Below are 19,605 nucleotides of genomic sequence, written 5' to 3' on the forward strand. Positions count from 1 at the left end.
GAGATTTCTGCCTGCTCCAAAGATGTGCCAGCCCTTAGCCAGCCTCATGTTGCTCCTGTGTGCCAGCCAGGCCATGGCGGCGGATGTGCGCGTGCAACTGCAAGGCGTGCAAGGGCCTGGAATTATCCGCGCCGCGCTGATTAACGCCGGGCAGGCGCAGTGGCCCGCCGTGCCGCTGCGTATCGCTATCAGCGAGGGTGGCGCCACCTTGGCGTTCACTGAGGTGCCTGCCGGGCAGTACGCCATTGCCCTGTATCAGGACCGCAACGGCAATGCCCAGTTGGATCAGAGCCTGCGCGGCATTCCCCAGGAGCCCGTAGGCTTTAGCAATAATCCAACGCTGCTCGACGGCAAGCCTAAGCCTGCGCAGTGCGGATTTAGCCACGGCGAGACGGATACACAGCTATTGATTCGTTTATATGCGCCGCCAGCGTCTGGCTCCGCCCAGCAGCGTGGCTAAGCGCGGGCCGCGCTGGGGTAAGCGCCCATGGCGCTCACCCCGAATGCATCGTGCGGCTTACTGACGCCAGATCAGCTCTGCGGTTTCGTAACCATGGCTGCGGGCTTGCTTGAGCAACTCGGTGCGCTGCTCTTGGGTGATTTTCTCGTTGCGAGTCATCAGCCATAGGTACTTGTGGTTGGGGGTGCCGACCAGCACGCTCTGGTAGTCCTTATCCAGGTACAGCACCCAGTAATCACCCTTGGTCAGACCGGGCAGCAGGTTGCTGAACCAGTTATCAAAGTTGACCCACAGCTTGTCGGTTTCGCCCGGCACCTGCGCCACAGCCTTACCATGCGCCTGCTGCAGCTCGCCTTGCGCGGTCACGCAGCTGTTGAGCACATCGACACTGCCATCGTCTTGCAGGGTGTATTTAGCTTCAGATTTCACGCAGTCTTTTTGGAAGCGCATCGGCAGGCGCGCTTGCTCATACCAGGTGCCTTGATAGCGTTTGAGATCAACCGAATGGACGGTTTTAGGTGGCACGTTACCGGTGCCAGAATTAGCACAGCCAGCCAGCAGAGCAGCGGCCACTAATACAGAACACAGTCGAATCATTTAAGACCCTTCCCTGAAAACATCATGACTTTATCGCCAGCGTACTGGACGCTGATAAATTGCTCCTGATCGCCCCAGGTGCAACTGGAGACCCCCAATGCACCCGAGCACTCGGTAGGCTTACCCAGCAGGCTTTCGACCGCGGCTTTGTCCATGCCCGCCTTAAGTTGAGCGTAATTGCTCTGGTTAACTTTGTTGCAGGCTGCCAAAAGTAGGCAGGCGGCAAATACCGCCAAAGTGCGCAGTGACATGGGAAAGCTCCTGATTCGCTTTGGAATTCCATTCAGCATAGTCAAGCCTAAGCCGTCTAAGGTTGACCCAGAAAATATCGCTCTGGTTCCTCACATCGCCACACAACCTGAGTTAATGATTGTCGGCATATCGGCCGCTTTCTGCCGTGTTCTTGCGCCAAATGCCCGTGATGACGCCTGAATTGCTGCCGCTCAGGGGGCCATAGCAAGCGCCGGCCATGCACTGATGACAGCGCGGCGCGTGTTGGCGGGGATGCGGTGAGGAGCTAAGCCCGGGACCCAGGCTCTGGATGCGCAGCCGCTGCGCTTAAGCGTAGCGGCTGGCCTGAAGCGGGATTACTCGCGGTGGTAAGCGCTGATGCGCAGCACTTCTTCTTTCGAGCCGAGGAACACTGGCACGCGCTGGTGCAGGCTATCCGGCTGGATGTCGAGGATGCGCTGGGTGCCATTGGTGGCGGCGCCGCCGGCCTGCTCGATGATCATCGCCATCGGGTTGGCTTCGTACATCAAACGCAGCTTGCCTGGCTTCTCTGGCTCGCGGCTGTCGCGCGGGTACATAAACACGCCACCACGGGTCAGGATGCGGTGCACGTCGGCAACCATCGAGGCGATCCAACGCATGTTGTAGTTCTTGCCCAGCGGACCGGTTTCGCCAGCCAGCAGCTCGCTGACGTAACGCTGTACCGGGGCTTCCCAGTGGCGCTGGTTAGACATGTTGATGGCGAATTCTTTGGTGGCTTCAGGCACCTTGATGTCGTCGTGGGTCAGCACAAAGCTGCCCAGCTCGCGGTCCAGGGTGAAGCCTTTAACGCCGTCGCCTAAGGTCAGCAGCAGCATGGTTTGCGGACCATAGATGGCGTAACCGGCGGCCACTTGCGCGGTACCTGGCTGGAGGAAGGCCTCTTCGCTGAGGTCGCCGACTTCGCCATGGCGCTCAGGGCAACGCAGCACCGAGAAGATGGTGCCGACCGAGACGTTCACATCGATGTTGCTGGAGCCGTCCAATGGGTCGAACACCAGCAGGTAAGCACCTTTGGGGTACTTGCCGGGAATTTGATAAGGGTGATCCATTTCTTCGGAAGCCATGCCAGCCAGATTACCGGCCCATTCGTTGGCTTCCAGGAGGATGTCGTTAGAGAGCACATCGAGCTTTTTCTGCACTTCGCCCTGCACGTTCTCCGTGCCCATGCTGCCCAGTACGCCGCCCAGGGCGCCTTTGGAGACTTGGTGGCTGATCTCCTTGCAGGCACGGGCCACTACTTCGATCAGGAAACGCAGATCGGCTGGGGTGTTGTGGCTGCGGGTCTGCTCGATCAGATAGCGGCTAAGGGTTACGCGGGACATGAATAGCTCCGGAAGGATAGAAAATCGCGCGCAGTTTACTCTGTTAACGGCGGCAGCGTCTCCTGCCACCGCCGTTAGATCAGCTGGCGTCTTACCAGTCGAGGCTCAGGGCCAGGCTCACACCCTGCTGCTGGTCGTCCGAACCTTTACGCAGATTGTAGGCGCCACGCAGGCTCAGATCCTGAGCCAACTGCTGGCTAAAGCCCAGGCTTAAGCGCTGCAGCCGGTCGTCAGGTTCATAACCATCAAGCTTAAACGACACGCTCGGCAGGCTATTGAGCGAGGCACGCACATGGCTTTGGTCATCCTCGTATTCTTTTTCTTGGGCCACTTCAGCAAACAGCAAAGTGCTCGGCGCCACCTGCCAACGACCTTGCAAACCCACGCCCAAGCGCTTGGAGGTGCGCTGCTGATCAGCAAAGCTCAGGGCCGTGGAACGCGCCCCGGACTCGCTGTAACCGTCGACTTCAACCTTGGCGTAATCCGCGCTGATAAAGGGGCTCAGGTGCCAAGCGCTGTCGGCGTGCTGGGCGATGTCATAGCCCAGACGTCCGCTAAAGGCCCAGAGCTTGCCGTCGCTATCGCCTTTTTCACTGCCCTTGACCTTGCCTAGGTCAAACTTACGTTTGAGGTCGTCGTAATCCAGATAGCCGGCACTGGCCGCTAAGTCCGCCCACCAGCGCTCGTGCTGATACTGCGCAAAAGCGCTGAGCAGGTAGCTGCGCAGCTTATAGTCGGAGTCGGCGCGGCCTGCTTCGAGATCCTGCTGCGACAAACCGGCCGCCAGGCCGATGCGCCAATCCTGATTGAGCCGGTAGCTGCTGCCCAAGTTGAGGTTGTAACCATTGCCGTCGCCACTGGCGCCCGCGCGCTGGGAGTCGAAGTCCAAACGCTGGCCGCCGGCGCTGACAAAGCTGCGCCACTGCCCCACGGCCTGCCAGGCCTGCCAATCCGCCAGCAGTTGGTTACGCAGTTGATCCTGATGATTGCGCAGGCTGCCGTGAGCCATCTCTGGCAACAGGCTCAGTTCCCAAGGCGCCGCCAGCAGCGAGTAGGCGTAATCAGCAAAAATCTGTTGCACCTGGGTGGTCGGATGCACGCTGTCGTTATAGATCAGCTTGCTGGGGTCCGGCGTGGCGCTATTGATGCCCCAGGTGCTATTGACCTGGGCGCAGCCATCGAAGCAGGTGCCCATCAGGTTCTGGCTGGTATCGAAGCCCTGCGCGGCCGCATTGCTGAGCATTTCATCGAACATCAGCGGCACGTTGAGCGGGATGATCTGCGCATCGATGCCTTCAAGACGGCGGATCAGCTCGACGTTGAAGTCCTCACCAATCTGGCTGACCGTCGCCGCCAACGGCGTACCGGAGATAGCCGGCGTGGTGCCCACGTTAGGCAGCAGCGACACCATGATGTAGCGCGCCCCGGCGCCCTGCAGCGCGGCTACGCCATCGGCCAACTGGCCTGCAGAAGCCTCAGCCCCGAGGCTGAAAATGGTGCCTTGGAGAAAATCGTTACCGCCACCGTTAACGTAGAACAGCGTGTTGCTGTCCAGCCGTTGGCCGCTATTGGCCAGGCCCACTAAATAACCATCGCGGGTGCGGGTGCCGACCACCGAGCCGCCGGCCGTGGCGATGGAGTCGTAGATTTGATCGGTACGGTAGCCCCCCACCGCCCAGTTATTGCCATCGGCCACGCCGTTGGCGGCGTTGACTGGCGAAGTCGAACCGGTCTGTTGACCAAGGCCCAGTTGCTGATTGAGCAACATGACCGAGGTGGCGCCGTAGATTTCACCACTGCCGGGCTGATAGGTCGGGCCTACCCGGTTGGTGAAGCGCCGCGTCGCGCCGTCAGGGCCCGCTGCGTCGGCGTACTGGCCAGCGTCGCTTAAGCTATCGCCGAACACCACCATGCCCGAGTACGGCCCGGCGGATACATCGGTAAAGGGTGCGGCGAGCAAGCAAGCAGCGGCTATAGGTGTGAGTAAGTGCTTCATGAATCACCTAAGTTTTATTGTTATTGGAGTTCACCCACTTCAATGTAGTAATTATCGCGAGCAATTGCACCCAACTTTCACCGGCCACCCTGGCCGTTGGTCAAAGCCTCACCCGCCATGGCCTGTAGTGAATTATCACGCTGCCAAATAGTGGCCACTGAGAAGATAGTCCGACGCAAAGTCAGCAAGCTGGTTATCATCGCGCGCCCTTGCGCCCACTCTCACCGAAAAACATGAAAAACAACCTGATTGCCGCCGCCGAAATCGACCGCCTGGAAACCTGGGCCAAATACACCGGCGATATGTGCCATAGCTGCCACTCCACCTGCTGCACCATGCCCGTGGAAGTGCGCTTGAATGACCTGATCCGCATCGGCGTGGTGGATGAGTTCGAGCGCAGCGAGCCGCCGAAAAACATCGCCAAGCGCCTGCAAAAGGACGGTTTGGTCGAGCGCTTCAATCAGAAGTCGGGGATCTTCACCCTGGTGCGCATGAGCAATAACGACTGTTATTACCTGGATCGCAAGACCCGCCTGTGCACCATCTACGACAAGCGCCCAGAGACCTGCCGCAACCACCCGCGCGTCGGCCCGCGGCCTGGCTACTGCGCTTACCAGCCGAAGAAATAAGCGCGTAAACACCCGAATAAACGACAAATCCGCCGGCAAAGCGACTCAGTGCCTGCCACACCTGCGCAGCTCAGGTTAAGCTCGGCCTTTGTGCTTTCGCCCTTGAGCAGGTTGTTAAGCCTTGGACATCGTTGAGCTGGCCGACGACGCCGAACAAACCGCGCGCACCCGCGCCACGGTGATGCGCTATCACTACAGCTGGAAAGACCGCGATCTCGACGCGGTGATGGCGCTGTATCACCCCGAAGTTGAGTACCACGACTTTTTCCAGCAGCGCTGCATGGGCTATGCCGAGCTGCGTGACTATGTGCGCGCGAACCTGCCGCGCCAGCCCGACGAAGCCCTGGAGCACAGCGACCGGGTGCGGGTCGACGGCCATACCGCGTTTATCCAGTACCGCATCAGCCTGCATGGCAGCCAAGGCTTGTCGGCGTTTCGCAGCAGCGAGGCAATCACCGTGCGCGATGACCTGATTTGGCGCGTGCACGAATACGCCACCCTGCTGCGCCAGCCGAGCCCGGCCAGTGCCGCGCAAAGCAGTCGCCCGGCCCTCAGCCGCTTGGGCCTCAGTGCCCGGCAACTGGGGCAAATGGCACAGGATCTGCAAGAGTACATGCAGCGCGCGCAGCCCTATCTCGACCCGCAGCTGAATTTGCAGCAGGTGGCCAGCGCCACCGGCTATAGCCGCAATCAGGTGTCCCATCTGCTCAATCAGGTGCTGGGCCAGAGCTTCTACCGTTACGTGCATCAGCAACGCTTGCAGCACCTGTTACAGCAACTGCACGACAACCCCAACGCGTCGGCCATCGACACGCTGGCTTTTAGTGCTGGGTTTAATTCGTTGTCGGCGTTTTACAAATGCTTTCGCGCCCACACCGGAGTCTCGCCGAAGGCCTATCTCAAGCAAATTTCCTTGCGGGCACGCACACAAGACAAGGCCTAAGGCGCTTCAATAGTCTCTAACCCAGCGAACCTGTTTTCCCCGGAGACGACTCATGAACCCCTGGCGCTCAATCAGCCTGTGGATGGACCAACTCAGCGAGCCGCTGACGCCACGGGCGGCCCTGAGCCACGACCTGCAGGCCGATGTGGCGATTGTCGGCGCCGGCTACACCGGACTGTGGACGGCTTATTACCTCAAGCGTCAGGCGCCGCAGCTGCGCATCGTCATCCTTGAGGCCGAGACGGCCGGCTTTGGCGCCAGTGGCCGCAACGGCGGCTGGCTGATGGGCAATATCCTCGGTGAAGACCGCCTGCTGGCCGATCTGCCCAGCGCCGAGCGGCATGCGGCCTACCAACTGCTGCACGGCATCCCCGATGAAGTGGCCGAGGTGCTTGACCGTGAGCAGATCCACTGCGATTACCGCAAAGGCGGCGTGCTGTACTGCGCCGCCCGTTATCCGGAGCAACTGAGCAGCCTGCGCGAGCACCTCAAGCACTTGCACGAGCAAGGTTTGGATGAGTCGGACTACCGCTGGCTGACACCCTTTGATCTGGGCAAACAACTGCAAATCGACAAGGCCTTAGGCGCCATCCACACCCCGCACTGCGCCACCATTCAACCGGCCAAGCTAGTCCGCGGTCTGGCCAAGGCAGTGGCCGCCATGGGCGTGGAGATTTACGAGCAAAGCGCCGTCACCGACTGGCAAACCGGCCTGGTGCGCACCGCCCAAGGCAGCGTGAAGGCCGACTGGATTGTGCCGGCCGTGGAAGGCTACGCCGCGACCCTGCCACCGTTGGGCAAACATCAGTTACCGGTGCAGAGCCTGATCGTCGCCACCGAGCCGTTAAGCAAAGAAGTCTGGGCCGAGATTGGCCTGGAGCGCGGCCAGGCCTTCAGCGAGTTCAGCCGTCAGGTCACCTACGGCCAACGCAGCGCCGACAACCGCTTGGTGTTTGGCGCCCGTGGCGGCTATCGCTTTGGCGGGCGCCTGCGCACGGACTTCAACCTGACCCAAGATGAGCGCGAACTGCGCCGCTATCTGTTCGGCGAGCTGTTCCCGCAACTCAAAGACGTGCGCCTGACCCACGCCTGGGGCGGCAACCTGGGCATGGCGCGGCGCTTCCGCCCGCACATGCTGCTCGATCAGCGCAGCGGCCTGGCCCTGTCCGGTGGCTACGGCGGCGAAGGCGTGGGCGCCAGCAACTTAGGCGGGCGCACCCTGGCTGACTTAATCCTCGGCAAAGATTCTGAGCTGACCAACCAGCCCTGGGTACACCGCCAACAGCCACTCAATCACCTCGCCCGCTGGGAGCCGGAACCACTGCGCTGGCTGGGCTACAACGCGATCATCAAGAGTTTCGTCCACGAAGACCAAGTCCTGGCCGACCTCACCACCGCCCCATGGCGCCGCCGCCTTGCCCAAGCCGTGGCCGGCGCCCTGGAAGGCTTTATGCGCTAACAGCGGAGACCTGCATGACTATTCACCACTTTAAAAACACCCCCCAGCTGAGCCTGGCAGAGCCGACACCAGTGGCCGTGCCACTGGGCGAGCCGGTAGCGATCACCAGCGGTCAGGGCATCGAGCACGCCGACGGCGTGGCCGCTGGCGTCTGGGAATGCACCCCTGGGCGTTGGCGCCGGCAGATCGCCCAGCAAGAGTTCTGTCACTTCATCTCCGGGCGCTGCACCTTCACCCCCGATGGTGGTGAACCTATCACCATCAACCCTGGCGACGCCCTGCTCTTCCCGGCCAACACCTTTGGTATCTGGGACATTCAGGAGACCGTGCGCAAGACCTACGTTTTGCTCAAGTAACAACCTGCTAAAGCCAACGCTTAATCCGCAGCATTGCTCGCACCGATAAAAATAATGAGGACTCCCATGCTGAAGAAAATCCTTCCCCTGTTACTGGTTAGCAGTATCGGCCACGCCGCCGATGCCGTACGGATCTACAACTGGAGCGATTATGTAGCCCCAGATACGCTCAAGGAGTTCGAGCAAAGCACTGGCATCAAAAACCACTACGACGTTTACGACAGCAACGAAGCCCTGGATGCCAAATTGATGGCCGGGCGCAGCGGCTACGACGTGGTGTTCCCATCCAACCACTACATGGCCCGGCAGATCCAAGGCGGCGCGCTGAAGAAGCTGGATAAGAGCCGCCTGCCTAACTGGAACAACCTCAATCCAGCCCTGCTCAAGGCGCTGGAGGTTAACGACCCCGGCAACCAGTACGGCGTCCCCTACCTGTGGGGCAGCACCGGGATTGGCTACAACATCGACAAAGTCCGCCAGGTGCTGGGCAAGGATGTGGTGGTCGACTCGTGGGACATCATCTTCAAGCCCGAGAACCTGGCCAAGCTCAGCCAGTGCGGCGTGGCCGTACTCGATAACGGCCCGGAGCTGCTGCCCATCGCCCTGCACTACCTGGGCTTGCCGCACCACAGCAAAAACCTGGATGACTACAAAAAGGCCGAGGCGCTGCTGCTCGAAATGCGCAAAAACGTGCGCTATTTCCACTCCTCGAAATACGTCGGCGACCTGGCCAATGGTGACATCTGCGTCGCGGTCGGTTTCTCTGGTGACATCCTGCAAGCCAGCAACCGCGCCAATGAAGCCAAGAACGGCATTAAGATCGATTACGTGATCCCCAAAGAAGGCACGCCGATCTGGTTTGACATGGTCACCATGCCGGCCGACAGCAACAACGATGACAGCGCCTACGCCTTTATCAACTACCTGCTGCAGCCAGAAGTGATGGCCAAGATCACCAACTACGTGCAGTACGCCAACGCCATTCCGGCAGCCGATAAGCTGGTAGACCCGCAGGTGCGCAACGATGTGCGCATCTATCCGGCGGAGTCGTCCATGGCCAACCTGTACGCTCTGGAAGCCATGCCCCTGAATATTGACCGGGTGCGCACACGGATCTGGAGCAAGGTCAAAAGCGGTCTTTAAACCACGCCGCTAGAGCCCTGTTAAAGCCCCTGCTCAGGTCTCCTGACAGGGGCTTTTTAGTGGCCATTTGAAACACCGAATAATCCACCCAAGTCAATGATTCTTAAAAGAAAATCCCTTCTTTTTCGGCGCAGCCAAAAGCCCCTACCAAAGTCCCCTAGCATAGCCATTTGAAAGTCGGTAGAGCTTGGCCGGTTTTATTGTTGCACCGCGCACAAATAAGCTTCTTACCCCCTCTCCTTACTGACCTCCAAACACTGTTCATACAATAGCCGCGCAGGCCCCCAACCTGCCCCCCGCACTACCTGGATACTATCGTGGCTATTCGACTGAAACCGTGGCTGACCTACTCGGCCACGGCCGCGCTGACTTTATCTCTCTCCCTGAGTCTCACTGGCTGCCTCTCCAGCAAGGGCATCGAGCCACAAGGCAATCTGCTCGACGCCAACACGCTGGACACCGGCACGGCTATCGCCCAAGCCAAGCGCGAGGCCGGGTGGCCGACAGATCAGTGGTGGCGGGCTTATCAAGACCCACAACTGAATCAGTGGATCACTCTGGCCTTGGCCAACAGCCCAAGCCTGGACGAAGCCCTGGCGCGAGTGCGTGAAGCCATGGCCATGGCCGAAGTGACCGAGGCCGACGAGAAACTGCAGATCAACTACGCAGGCAACTCGAAGATCAAACATTGGCCGACCGACTACTTCAACGGCCCTGGCGACCTGGGCAACCAGACCAACTTCACCAGCAACCACGCCCTGGGCTTTAGCTACGTCTTGGACTTCTGGGACCGGGAGAAAAACAACTCGGCGCGCAGCCTCAACCAGGCTTATGCCAGTGCCGCCGAAAGCCGTGCCGTGCAGTTGGAACTGGAACGCGACATCGTCGCGAGCTACGTGCAATTGGCCCTGCTGTACAACCAACTGGAAATCACGCAAAACACCTACGAGCAGCAGAAGCACATTCTCGATCTGGCCAAGCAACGCCTGGCCGCCAATCTGGGTACGGAGTTCGAGGTCAGCCAAGCCAGCGTGCCGCTGCCGGAAACCCATCGGCAGATCGATGAGTACAAAACCCAGATTGCCCTGATCGGCAACCAGATCGCCGCCCTGGCCGGTAAAGGCCCAGGCGAAGCCGAGCAGATCAAACGCCCGAGCATCAGCCTGAATGCTCAGCCGGTGCTGCCGGCGGTACTGCCCGCCGAGCTGATTGGCCGCCGCCCCGACGTGGTCGCCAGACGCTGGGAAGTGGCCGCGCAGGCACGCGGTATTGATGTCAGCAAGGCCGACTTCTACCCCAACATCAACCTGATCGCCAGCCTTGGCTTTGACATGGTCGGTGGACGTTTTCTCGACGCTTTCAGCCACGAAAAACTCGGCGCCTCGATTGGCCCGGCGATCAGCCTGCCGATCCTCGATGGCGGTCGTCTGCGTAGCCAACTGAGAGTAGCGGACGCCCAATTCGACCAAGCGGTGGCACGTTACAACCGCACCTTGGTCGAATCTCTACGTCAGGTCAGTGACCAGTTGATGGAAATACATTCCCGTGAAGAGCAGCAACACCTCGCTCAGCAGTCGGTGGATGCGGCGCAGAAAAGCTACGAGATCGCCGATGAGGCTTACCGCGGCGGCCTGACCGATTACCTCAACGTACTGCAGTCGCAAACCATGCTGTTCCAGCAGCAGAAAGTGCAACAGCAGGTGTGGGCGGCACGCCTCATGGCACATGCCAACCTGGTATGCGCACTGGGCGGTGGTCTAGTGAGCAGCAAAGAAATCCCCAGCGACCAGCACCTGCAACCGAATAATTGATTAGGCCTATCCGCCCCAATGAACCACATGCAAAAGCCAAGCTGGGCAGCTGAACTCCTCACCTGGCTGAAAACCGAAGGGATGAGCTGGGCCTTTGTGCTGAAAACCACAATGGCCGCACTACTGGCGATGTGGGTGGCCATGCGCCTGGAAATGCCCCAGCCCTTCACCGTGGTGATGACCGTGTTTATCGCCATGCAACCGCAAAGCGGTCAGGTCCTGGCCAAGGGCGTGTTCCGCATGGTGGGCACCCTGGCCGGCTTCTGCGGCACCATCCCGATCATCGCGCTGTTCTCCCAAGAATCGACCATGATGATGCTCTGCCTGTGTCTCTGGGCCGGGATCTGCACCGCTGGTTCGGCGCGCTACCGCGACTTTCGCAGTTACGCCTGCATCCTCGCCGGCTACACCGCCTTCGTCATTTCCCTGAGTGTGATTGAACACCCGGACATGGCCTTTACCCAGGCCATGTGGCGTTTCGTTGAGATCGCCACCGGCGTGTTCTTCTGCACCCTGCTTAACGCCATCGTCTTTCCGGTGCGCTCCGGGCCGAACCTGCGCGCCCTGGTTCGCAAGCGCTTCGGCGAGTTTGCCAGCCACACCCAGCAGCACCTTAAAGGTGACGACGCCGAAGCCTTCGCCAATGCCAATACGCGCTTCGCCTCGGAAACGGTGAAGATTGAAATCCAGCGCAGCGTCAGTGGCTACGACGATCCGCTGGTCAACATGCGCATGGGCCGCATTCACCGTCTTAACCAGGACTTCCTGGCCCTGACCACGCGCTTCCACACCCTTAAGCAACTGCTCGGTCGCCTGCGCAAACAGCACAACGTACGCGCCCTGGAAGCCATCGATCCGTGCCTGGACAGCCTGCTGGAAGTGCTCAAACCCTGGGCCCAGCAAACGCTCAGCACCGACCAGGCCGCGCTCCTTGCCAACCAGCTGTTCGACTACCGCCAGCAGTTGATGGAGATGATCCGCGAGGCGCGCCAGCCGCTGGATGACCTGCCGGGCAACAGCCAGATCCGTATGGACTTCAACACCGCGGCCGAGCTGCTCTATCGCCTCGCCGATGACCTGCACAACTACAGCGTCACCCATGCCTCCCTTGGCCCCGACCATCATCCGCTGGAGCATTGGAGCGTCGGCTTTGCCGCCAAGGCCAACCCCATTGCGGCGCTGCTCACCGGTCTGCGCATGTTCCTGCTGCTGGCCGCGTGCAGCTGGTTCTGGATTCAGACCGACTGGAAACAGGGCGCCATGTTCACCACCACCGCCGCCATCGTCATGGCCCTGGCCAGCACCAGCAACAATCCGGCGCGGGTGGCCATCCAGATCTGCCAAGGCACGGTGATCGCCGCTGTGCTGGGCTTTCTGATGACCTTCTTCTACCTGCCCAAGGTCAGCAGTTTCGCCATGCTCGCCCTGGGCCTGGCGGTGGTCTACGTACCGGGCTTATACATTGCCACCCGCCCGCGTTTTGTGGGTTTGGGCACGGGTTTGGTGTTGTTCTTCGCCTACGCCAGCGTGCCCGGCAACTTTATGGTGCACGACCCGGTGCTGCTGATTAACAAGTACATCGCCATGATCGCCGCCATGCTCATGGCGATCACCGCGATCCTGGTGTTCTGCCCGACCAACAGCCGCTGGATGTGGCGCCAGCTGGCGCGCGATCTGCGCTTGCAAGTGGTCAGTGCGGTGCGCGATCCCCTGCCGAGCCTGCCCTATCACTTTGAAACCTCGACCCGTGACCTCATGACCCAGGCCCACGAGCTGGCCGCCAGCCGCCCAGACGTACAGCGCAGCGCCCTGCACTGGATGTACCTGAGCCTGGAGATTGGGCAGAACTTCATCGAACTGCGCCAAGAGTTGTATCAGTTGCGCCACAACCTCGAGGACAGCCTCGGCCACGCCTGGCCGTCGATATGGAAACGTCTGAAAACGAGCCTGGTGACCTTGTTTGAACGCCCCACTCAGGCTCATTTTCAACACACCCTGAATGTCCTGGAAGAAGCCATTACCCAGTTGCAGCGCACCCCGCTACCGCTGAATTCACATTTCGCCACCAGCCCTAGCCTGCGCCTGGAAAGCTACCTGCACTTTATCCGCAGCTCATTGCTCGACCCACAGTCGCCACTGAGCAGCAAGATCGCTCGACAAAGAGGTCGCCATGCTTGATCACCTGCCACGGGAGATGGCCTTTAACGGCGTCTTGATCCCCACCGTGGCCCTGCTGTTTCTGCTCGCCGGCGTTATTACCTGGGGCCTGGATCGCGTCCTCGCGAGCATCGGCCTGTACAAGTATGTCTGGCATATCAACCTGTTCCGCTTAAGCGTCTTTGTCTGCGTGTACGTAGGCATGGGTCTGCTTGTTCACTCTTCCTAAGCTGAGTCCTTCATGTCCCGCCAATCGATTATCAGTTTTGTCGCCACCCTGATCGTTTTGCTCCTGGCCATTTGGCTGGGGCAAAAACTGTGGTTCAACTATATGGAATCCCCCTGGACCCGCGACGGTCGCGTGCGCGCTGACATCGTCACCGTGGCCCCCGACGTCAGCGGCCTGGTGGTCGAAGTGGCGGTCAAGGACAACCAGGAAGTGAAGAAAGGCGATCTGCTGATGCGCATCGACCCGGATCGCTATGAGCTGGCGGTTAAGCAAGCCAAGGCCTTAGTGGCTGCGCGCAAAGCGGCGCTGGATCGGCGCCAAGACAACGCCAATCGCCGCGCCGCGCTGAACGACCGCGTGGTCTCGCGCGAAGACCGCGAGGACGCGGTCAACGACGCTGGCGAAGCCCGTGGCCTGTATCAACAAGCCCAGGCCATGCTGGCCGAGGCTGAGCTGAACCTCAAACGCACCGCCGTGCTGTCGCCGGTGGATGGTTACGTCACCAACCGCATGGTGCATCCGGGGGACTACGCCCGTGCCGGTGATCGCCAACTGGCGGTGGTCGACCGCCACTCGTTCTGGGTCTACGGCTACTTCGAAGAAACCAAGCTGCAGAAGATCCGCCTCAACGATCAGGTGCAAATGCGCTTGATGGATGGCCAGGTCATGAAGGGCCACGTACACAGCTTCGCCCGCGCCATCTATGACCGCGACAACCCCGAAAGCCGTGATTTGATTGCTGACGTGAACCCAACCTTTAACTGGGTGCGCCTGGCCCAGCGCGTGCCCGTGCGCATCAGCCTCGATGAAGTGCCGCAAAGCGTGATGCTCTCCGCCGGCCTGACATGCACCGTGACCGTGATTGAACCGCGCCTGCAACAGTCGGAGGCGGCGCCTCAGTAAGGCCCAACAGCTAACGCCGCGGGCGCGGCGTTAGCCATCCGGCGGCGGGCTTACAGGGCGCCGCTGGCCCAGTAGTCGGGGTTTTCCAAATCCTGCGCATCGCGCTCCAGCAGGCGCGGAATCTCTTCCTTCATCAGCTCCACCCAAGCTTTGATCTTGGCATCCAGGTAGCGCCGCGACGAATACAGCGCGTACAGCTGCCGCTCCTGCAAGCGCCATTGCGGCAAGACCCGCACCAAACGGCCATCACGCATGGCCCGGGCAGCGATAAAGTTAGGTAATACGCAAACCCCCATGCCCTGCTTGGCGGCCTCGACCATGGCGTCGGAGAGGTTAACGCGAAAGCGCTTGCCGGACTGGATATGCAGCTGCGAATCGCCCTCGAACTCCCACTCCTCACCGAATACCGGGTCGATCAGGCTCAGGCAGCGATGCTCCAGCAGATCCCGTGGCACCTTGGGCACGCCAAAGCGCTGTAAGTAGCCGGGCGAGGCGCAGACCACGCTGAACAAAGTGCCCAGACGCTGCGCCACCAACTCGGAGTCCGGCAGCGAACGCGAATGGGTCAGCAGCAGATCGTGACCGTCTTCAAGGATGTTGGGGATTTGCTGCGACAAGGTCAGATCAAACTGCACCTCGGGGTACAGCTCGGTGTAGCGTGCCAACATCGGCACCACGTACTGGGTGCCGATACCGGAGAAGGCATGCACGCGCAAATGACCACGCGGCGACAGATGGGCACCGCTGGCCTCGGCGGTGGCCTCATCGATGCTGGCGAGAATCTCCCGGCAGCGCTGCAAGTAGCGCTCGCCGACCTCAGTCAGGCGCAAACGCCTGGTGGTGCGCTGGAGTAAGCGGGCCTGCAGGCTGGCTTCTAAATCCGAAACCAGTCGCGACACCTGGGCGGTGGACAGGTCCAGCAAATGCCCTGCCGAAGTAAAACTGCCGCTATCTACGACGCGGGTAAACACCCGCATTGCCTGAACCACATCCATAACTTGACCCGCTGTACAGCAGCCCATGGAGGCGCTGCCTTTATGACACTAAAGAATATTCGCGCACTAGCGAATAGCCACGCAGGATGCCTAAGGCTAAGCCAATATGCTAGTCGGACATTCTGATTGATTGAGCATCACAGCGTAGACGAAGAATGCTCGGACGGGGATTTACGCGGCGCAAGGTCTTGCGCGGGGAAAAGCTAGGCGGGGCTTGCAACAGAGGTCGCCGCCCGCAGGCGGCGAGACCTAATATCTGTTAGTTCTGTGCACACTCGGAGTCGAGTTTCACATAGTTCACAGCGTGTACTTCACCTTGCGAATCTTTGTAGGTCATTTGCGATTTGACCAGGCTGCAAGGCTGGTGCGGTTGGTCAACGATACTGATCACGGTCGCGACGTCGAGGTCCATGCCGTATTTGTAATCAACGGCCTTAACCGACTCTTCAGCAGCCATAACGTTAGCCGAAGCAAACAGTGCAACCAGTACTAAAGCTGAGTATTTCATGATGGTGTTCCAGGGTGGCTTGGGCGAAGTGCCAGGGTGTTGGCCTTCGATGGGCGCAATTATCTGCCCGCCCCCCTAGGGGAAAAACGGCACTTTCAGAAAACCACCGTTGCCGCTTGCGCAACAATATCCGAGCGCTGCCCTCAGGAACCAAAAAGCCCCCGCCAACTGGCGTTGGCGGGGGCTTTTTAAGTCAGCCGAACTTAGTTCTTGGCTTTCTTGGCAGCGCGGGTACGCTCGCCTTCGTCGAGGATCTTCTTACGCAGACGGATCGACTTAGGCGTGACTTCGCACAGCTCGTCGTCCTGGATGAATTCCAGGGCCTGTTCCAGAGTGAAGCGAACAGGCGGAACCAGAGCGATGGTTTCGTCTTTACCCGAGGCACGCATGTTGTCCAGCTTCTTGCCTTTGGTTGGGTTGACGCCCAGGTCGTTGTCACGGCTGTTCAGACCGACGATTTGACCGTTGTAGATCTCCTGGCCGTGCTCAACGAACAGCTTGCCGCGCGCTTGCAGGGTTTCCAGGGAGTAGGTCAGGGCCTTACCGGTTTCTACCGACACCAGTACACCGTTCTGACGGCCGGACATGTGGCCGGACTTCATGGTGTCGTAGCGATCGAAGATCGAGGTCAGGATGCCTGCACCGTTGGTCAGGGTCAGGAACTGGTTACGGAAACCGATCAGACCACGGGCCGGGATGTTGTATTCCAGACGCACACGGCCTTTGCCATCGGGCGACATGTTAGTCAGGTCGCCTTTACGCAGACCCATCTCTTCCATGACTTTGCCTTGCGACTCTTCAGGGATGTCGATGGTGACGTTTTCGTACGGCTCTTGTTTCACGCCGCCCACTTCACGAATGATCACTTCTGGACGGCCAACGCCCATCTCGAAGCCTTCGCGACGCATGGTTTCGATCAGTACCGACAGGTGCAGCTCACCACGCCCGGAGACCTTGAACTTGTCCGCGCTGTCGCCTTCTTCAACACGCAGGGCCACGTTGTACAGCAGCTCTTTGTCCAGACGCTCTTTGATATTACGGCTGGTGACGAACTTGCCTTCTTTACCGCAGAACGGCGAGTCGTTGACCTGGAAGGTCATGGATACGGTTGGCTCATCAACGGTCAGCGGAGTCATGGCTTCAACGTTGTTGATGTCACACAGGGTGTCGGAGATGAACAGCTGATCCATACCGCTGACGCAAACGATGTCACCGGCGGTGGCTTCTTCAACGTCGACACGGTGCAGACCGTGGTGGCCCATCAGCTTGAGGATACGGCCGTTGCGGCGCTTGCCGTCAACGTCGATGGCAACCACTGGGGTGTTCGGCTTGACACGGCCACGGGCGATACGGCCCACGCCGATAATGCCGAGGAAGCTGTTGTAGTCCAGAGCCGAGATTTGCATCTGGAACGGACCATCAACGTCTACCGACGGCGCCGGTACGTGGTCAACGATGGCCTGGTACAGCGGCGTCAGGTCTTCGGCCATGTCGGTGTGATCAAGGCCGGCGATGCCGTTCAGTGCCGAGGCGTAAACAACTTGGAAGTCCAGTTGCTCGTCGGTAGCGCCGAGGTTATCGAACAGGTCGAAGATTTGATCCATAACCCAGTCAGGACGTGCGCCCGGACGGTCGATCTTGTTGATGACCACGATTGGACGCAGGCCAGCTTCGAAAGCCTTTTTGGTCACGAAACGGGTTTGTGGCATTGGGCCGTCTTGGGCGTCAACCACCAGCAGCACCGAGTCAACCATCGACATCACGCGCTCAACTTCACCGCCGAAGTCGGCGTGGCCGGGGGTGTCGACGATGTTGATGTTGTAGCCGCTCCATTTGATCGCGGTGTTCTTCGCGAGAATGGTAATGCCGCGCTCTTTTTCCTGGTCGTTGCTGTCCATCACGCGCTCGTCGTTGAGCTCGTTACGTTCCAGGGTGCCGGACTGACGCAGCAGGGCGTCAACCAGAGTGGTCTTACCATGGTCAACGTGGGCAATGATGGCGATGTTGCGTAGTTTTTCGATCACGTGTGTGTATCTCGATCAGAGGATTTGGTCTGCCACTTAGTCTAGGCGGCGAGTATTAACGTACGGCGATTTCGGTCAGGCGGTGCACCAGGGGCGCGGCGGCCTCTCGATCAGGCTGCTGCGCTGGCTGTTACCCCGCCTAGGCGTCGGGAGGGCGATGGCGGATGCTGCCACCATTTAAGCCCGGCGTTTTATGCCGGACGATAAACGCGCACATTGGCATGCCCCTCACTGAGTAGATGATGGGCATGTAAACGACTCATCACGCCCTTGTCGCAATACAGCAAGTACTGGCGCGTGGCGTCCAACTCTTTAAAGCGGCTGTTCAGAGCATAGAAAGGCAGCGCTTGCACTTCCACACCCGACAGCTCCAAGGGTTGTTCTTCGCTGGCGTCCGGGTGACGGATATCGATCACCACGTGACTGGCCAGCGCTTCGCTGACCTCTTCAACTTGAATATCTTTACCCAGCTCATCGATCACCCGATCGATTGGCAGCAAGGTGGCGCGCTCCAGGGCACGCTCAAGAATCGCCATATCAAACTGGCTTTCTTCGTATTCGATACGCGGCTTCTTCGCCCGGGTGGTCGGGTTGACCGAAATCACCCCACAGTACTCGGGCATATGCCGGGCAAAGTCGGCGCTGCCGATTTCGACGGCGGTATCGATAATGTCCTGCTTATGGCTGGCCAACAGCGGGCGCAGCACCAGCATGTCGGTCGCCGCATCGATCACCGAGAGGTTCGGCAGGGTCTGGCTGGACACCTGGGAGATCGCCTCGCCAGTCACCAGCGCATCGATCTGCAAACGCTCGGCCATGCGCGTCGCGGCGCGCAGCATCATGCGTTTGAGGATCACGCCCATCTGGCTGTTATCGACCTTGCCAAGAATCTCGCCGACCACTTCTTCAAACGGCACGCTAATAAACAGCACGCGGTGCGAGCTGCCGTACTTGTTCCACAGGTAGTGCGCCACTTCCATCACACCCAATTCATGGGCGCGGCCACCTAAGTTAAAGAAGCAAAAGTGGGTCAACAGGCCACGGCGCATCATCTGGTAGGCCGCCACGGTGGAGTCGAAGCCGCCGCTCATCAGCACCAGACTCTGCTCCAGCGAGCCCAGCGGATAACCGCCGAGGCCTTCATGCTGGTGGTGGATAACGAACAGACGCTGGTCGCGGATCTCCATGCGTACCACCACTTGCGGGTCTTTCAGCGAGATGCCCGCCGCGCCGCACTGCTGCCGCAGCTGGCTGCCGACATAACGCTCGACTTCCATGGAAGTGAAGCTGTGCTTACCGGCACGCTTACAGCGCACGGCGAAAATCTTGCCCGGCAGTTGCTCGGCGAAGTGCTGCTTGCACTTGGCGAGGATGTCGTCGAAATCGCCCAGCGGGTACTCATCAACCTGCAGGAAATGCACGATACCGGGCGTGCAGCTGAGACGTTCGATCATCGCCTGCAGCACTTTGGGATCAGTGACCGCAGTGATCAGCTCGAGGTTGTCCCACACGCCGCTGACTTGCACCTGTGGGTCCAAGGCACGCAAAACCGCACGAATATTCTTCGCCAACTGCCGGATAAAGAGCTTGCGCACCGGCCGGCTCTTAATGGTGATTTCTGGGAAGACTTTAACGATCAGTTTCATGAAAACAGTGCGCGCCAGGGCAGCCAAAAAAACAGGGGCGCGGATTATAGCGGAAATTGCTCAAGGTTTGATCAAAAAAGTCGCGCACCAAAATCGCGCACCAACTCAGCGCAGCAGGTAGACTGCGCGCCCAGTAATAGTGCATTTATTTTTG

General features: G+C 59.8%; 18 protein-coding genes. 10 read left to right on the plus strand and 8 right to left on the minus strand.

Annotated elements, in window-relative coordinates; translation table 11 throughout:
- Window positions 1–46 precede the first annotated feature (46 nt).
- On the plus strand, window positions 47–460 hold the full coding sequence (locus NTD81_RS12215; protein WP_262182702.1) for a DUF2141 domain-containing protein: 414 nt from the start codon (window positions 47–49) through the stop codon (window positions 458–460).
- A gap of 57 nt (window positions 461–517) precedes the next feature.
- Here the strand turns inward: NTD81_RS12215 and NTD81_RS12220 are convergent, their stop codons facing one another.
- From NTD81_RS12220 to estP, 4 genes are all read right to left on the minus strand, one after another.
- Window positions 518–1,057: a lipocalin family protein gene (locus tag NTD81_RS12220; protein ID WP_262182703.1), complete on the minus strand. Its 540-nt coding sequence runs from the start codon at window positions 1,055–1,057 to the stop codon at window positions 518–520.
- A complete protein-coding gene (bamE, locus tag NTD81_RS12225) occupies window positions 1,054–1,308 on the minus strand; it encodes an outer membrane protein assembly factor BamE (protein ID WP_262182704.1) in 255 nt (84 codons plus the stop codon). Before bamE ends, NTD81_RS12220 begins: the two co-directional genes overlap by 4 nt.
- Window positions 1,309–1,644: 336 nt before the next feature.
- Window positions 1,645–2,652 carry a class 1 fructose-bisphosphatase gene (locus NTD81_RS12230; RefSeq protein WP_262182706.1) on the minus strand — a complete coding sequence of 336 codons (1,008 nt, stop codon included), beginning with the start codon at window positions 2,650–2,652 and terminating at the stop codon, window positions 1,645–1,647.
- Window positions 2,653–2,743: 91 nt separating this feature from the next.
- Entirely contained in the window at window positions 2,744–4,648 is a 1,905-nt protein-coding gene (gene estP / locus NTD81_RS12235) for an esterase EstP (RefSeq protein ID WP_262182708.1), read from the minus strand.
- Between the two features lie 233 nt (window positions 4,649–4,881).
- Between estP and NTD81_RS12240 the strand changes: the two genes are divergently transcribed.
- The 9 genes from NTD81_RS12240 to NTD81_RS12280 all read left to right on the plus strand — a co-directional run bounded on the left by NTD81_RS12240 (window position 4,882) and on the right by NTD81_RS12280 (window position 14,278).
- Window positions 4,882–5,277 carry a YkgJ family cysteine cluster protein gene (locus tag NTD81_RS12240; protein ID WP_262182710.1) on the plus strand — a complete coding sequence of 132 codons (396 nt, stop codon included), beginning with the start codon at window positions 4,882–4,884 and terminating at the stop codon, window positions 5,275–5,277.
- 181 nt (window positions 5,278–5,458) lie between these two features.
- Window positions 5,459–6,220, plus strand: coding sequence for a helix-turn-helix domain-containing protein (locus tag NTD81_RS12245; RefSeq protein WP_262182971.1), 762 nt, complete (start codon window positions 5,459–5,461; stop codon window positions 6,218–6,220).
- 52 nt (window positions 6,221–6,272) lie between these two features.
- Window positions 6,273–7,679: an NAD(P)/FAD-dependent oxidoreductase gene (locus NTD81_RS12250; RefSeq protein ID WP_262182711.1), complete on the plus strand. Its 1,407-nt coding sequence runs from the start codon at window positions 6,273–6,275 to the stop codon at window positions 7,677–7,679.
- Between the two features lie 14 nt (window positions 7,680–7,693).
- Entirely contained in the window at window positions 7,694–8,035 is a 342-nt protein-coding gene (locus NTD81_RS12255) for a cupin domain-containing protein (protein ID WP_262182713.1), read from the plus strand.
- 66 nt (window positions 8,036–8,101) lie between these two features.
- Window positions 8,102–9,178, plus strand: a complete 1,077-nt coding sequence (locus tag NTD81_RS12260; protein WP_262182714.1) for a polyamine ABC transporter substrate-binding protein — start codon at window positions 8,102–8,104, stop codon at window positions 9,176–9,178.
- A 317-nt stretch (window positions 9,179–9,495) separates the two neighbouring features.
- Entirely contained in the window at window positions 9,496–10,989 is a 1,494-nt protein-coding gene (locus tag NTD81_RS12265; RefSeq protein WP_262182715.1) for an efflux transporter outer membrane subunit, read from the plus strand.
- Between the two features lie 27 nt (window positions 10,990–11,016).
- Window positions 11,017–13,167 (plus strand): FUSC family protein, encoded by a 2,151-nt coding sequence (locus NTD81_RS12270; protein ID WP_262182716.1) that lies wholly within the window; start codon window positions 11,017–11,019, stop codon window positions 13,165–13,167.
- A complete protein-coding gene (locus NTD81_RS12275) occupies window positions 13,160–13,375 on the plus strand; it encodes a DUF1656 domain-containing protein (RefSeq protein WP_410017150.1) in 216 nt (71 codons plus the stop codon). The genes NTD81_RS12270 and NTD81_RS12275 overlap by 8 nt, the downstream gene beginning before the upstream one ends.
- A 12-nt stretch (window positions 13,376–13,387) precedes the next feature.
- The gene (locus NTD81_RS12280; protein WP_262182717.1) at window positions 13,388–14,278 is read left to right on the plus strand and encodes an HlyD family secretion protein; all 891 of its coding nucleotides are present in this window, start codon (window positions 13,388–13,390) and stop codon (window positions 14,276–14,278) included.
- Between the two features lie 50 nt (window positions 14,279–14,328).
- Here the strand turns inward: NTD81_RS12280 and NTD81_RS12285 are convergent, their stop codons facing one another.
- The 4 genes from NTD81_RS12285 to thiI form a co-directional block, all read right to left on the minus strand.
- Window positions 14,329–15,273, minus strand: a complete 945-nt coding sequence (locus tag NTD81_RS12285) for a LysR family transcriptional regulator (protein ID WP_262182718.1) — start codon at window positions 15,271–15,273, stop codon at window positions 14,329–14,331.
- A gap of 259 nt (window positions 15,274–15,532) precedes the next feature.
- The gene (locus NTD81_RS12290) at window positions 15,533–15,781 is read right to left on the minus strand and encodes a DUF2790 domain-containing protein (protein WP_262182720.1); all 249 of its coding nucleotides are present in this window, start codon (window positions 15,779–15,781) and stop codon (window positions 15,533–15,535) included.
- Between the two features lie 203 nt (window positions 15,782–15,984).
- Window positions 15,985–17,805 carry a translational GTPase TypA gene (typA, locus tag NTD81_RS12295; protein ID WP_262182721.1) on the minus strand — a complete coding sequence of 607 codons (1,821 nt, stop codon included), beginning with the start codon at window positions 17,803–17,805 and terminating at the stop codon, window positions 15,985–15,987.
- Between the two features lie 191 nt (window positions 17,806–17,996).
- A complete protein-coding gene (gene thiI, locus NTD81_RS12300; protein WP_262182722.1) occupies window positions 17,997–19,451 on the minus strand; it encodes a tRNA uracil 4-sulfurtransferase ThiI in 1,455 nt (484 codons plus the stop codon).
- Window positions 19,452–19,605: the final 154 nt, after the last annotated feature.

The organism is Pseudomonas sp. 5P_3.1_Bac2 (assembly GCF_025465995.1).
Taxonomy (GTDB): domain Bacteria; phylum Pseudomonadota; class Gammaproteobacteria; order Pseudomonadales; family Pseudomonadaceae; genus Aquipseudomonas.